Annotated in this window: 2 protein-coding genes; one reads left to right on the top strand and one right to left on the bottom strand. The window is 61.2% G+C overall.

The genetic code is table 11. From position 1 onward, the window contains the following. The coding region (locus NP3_RS45970) for a tetratricopeptide repeat protein (RefSeq protein ID WP_157125024.1) at window positions 1–576 on the top strand (576 nt) is incomplete at its 5' end. A gap of 292 nt (window positions 577–868) precedes the next feature. Here NP3_RS45970 and NP3_RS45975 read toward each other — a convergent pair. Continuing rightward, entirely contained in the window at window positions 869–1,096 is a 228-nt protein-coding gene (locus tag NP3_RS45975; protein WP_063047969.1) for a hypothetical protein, read from the bottom strand. Window positions 1,097–1,481 lie beyond the last annotated feature (385 nt).

The raw sequence follows: 1,481 nt of genomic DNA on the forward strand, positions 1-1,481 counted from the left end.
GACAGCAAATACGCGATGAACCAGCTCGGGGTGCTCCAAGACGAACGTGGTGATTTGGATGGGGCTGAGCAGTGGTGGCGGAAGGGGGCCGAGCTCGGCGACGCCGACGCGACGCGAAACCTCGGGCTCCTCTTGAACAATCGTGGTGATTTGGATGGGGCTGAGCAGTGGTGGCGGAAGGCGGCCGAGCTCGGCAACACCGACGCGACATATGACGTCGGCGTGCTCCTGAACGAGCGTGGTGATTTGGATGGGGCTGAGCAGTGGTGGCGGAGGGCGGCCGAGCTCGGCAACACCGACGCGATGAACAACCTCGGGGTGCTTTTGATGAACGAGCGTGGTGATTTGGATGGGGCTGAGCCATGGTTCCGGAAGCTAGTCAAGCTCGGCAACACCGACGCGATGAACAACCTCGGGTTGCTCCTGAACAAGCGTGGTGATTTGGATGGGGCTGAGCGCTGGATCCGGAAAGCAGCCGAGCTCGGCAACGAGCACGCGCGAAAAAACCTCGAAGTGCTTTCAAGGAAGCGCATCGCCGCTGAACAATCGAACGGTGCTACCCGTCTGCCCAGATAGGTAAGCAGGTCACGATGTACCGGCCGATTTGTGGCACAAATCAGGAGTAGCTGTGTCGCCAGCTGCACGTGCCTTGAAATAGAGACCAATAGATTATGGCGAAATGCTCTCTGACATGCAGGTTCTTTGCTGGCTAGCACAGTGCCGACAGTGTTTGATCTCATAATCCATTGGTCGCGGGTTCGAGCCCCGCCCGCCCCACAAACCCCCAGGTCAGTGAGCCAAGGGATCGGCCGATGCGCCAGACCCAGCTGTCACCGGTATATGCGGATGGCGGCCGAAGCGGCGTAGGTCAGTCCTCGCACCGCGACTTGATCGGGCTGTTGTTGGAGGATTTGGTCGATTCTGCTGTGACTGTCACATCCCGTGCGGGCAGCCGCACCGTGGTTTCCGCATCAACATCGAACACGATGGCAACGCCTCCCGCCTGACCGAGATACATCAGGTCGGTGCCGACTTCGTGTACCTGCCCGTGTACGTCGCCGCAGGAACGCGTGACGGCGGAGAGCAGTTCGGACACGTCGCTGACATTTGCCCAGTCGGGGCGCCGCCCTAGGGACGGGGACGCGCCACTTGGTCAGCTGTGCGGGAAGCGGTGTTGGGAATTACGCGGCCGCGGTGTCATGCGATTCTGCGGGTGAAGGGCACAGTTCGCAGAATGGATACGCCGCCTATGTCTTGCACGAGGAATCTTGGAATGTTCGACGTCGAGCGCGACACCCGGCTTGTATTCGGCTGAACCGTATTCAGCCTGTTGTCCGCTCTGGCCCGATTGGGCACGATAGCCTTTCGCTATGGGTCTCATCTACAGATTCCTGGCCGGAACTGCGGTGGTGTCGCTGGTCGCGGGGAGCGTTGTCGCCGGGGGCGCGCACGCCGCGTCCGCCGAGCAGCTGTCGTGTGGC

The sequence above is a fragment of the Nocardia pseudovaccinii NBRC 100343 genome (assembly GCF_001613225.1).
Classification (GTDB): domain Bacteria; phylum Actinomycetota; class Actinomycetes; order Mycobacteriales; family Mycobacteriaceae; genus Nocardia; species Nocardia pseudovaccinii.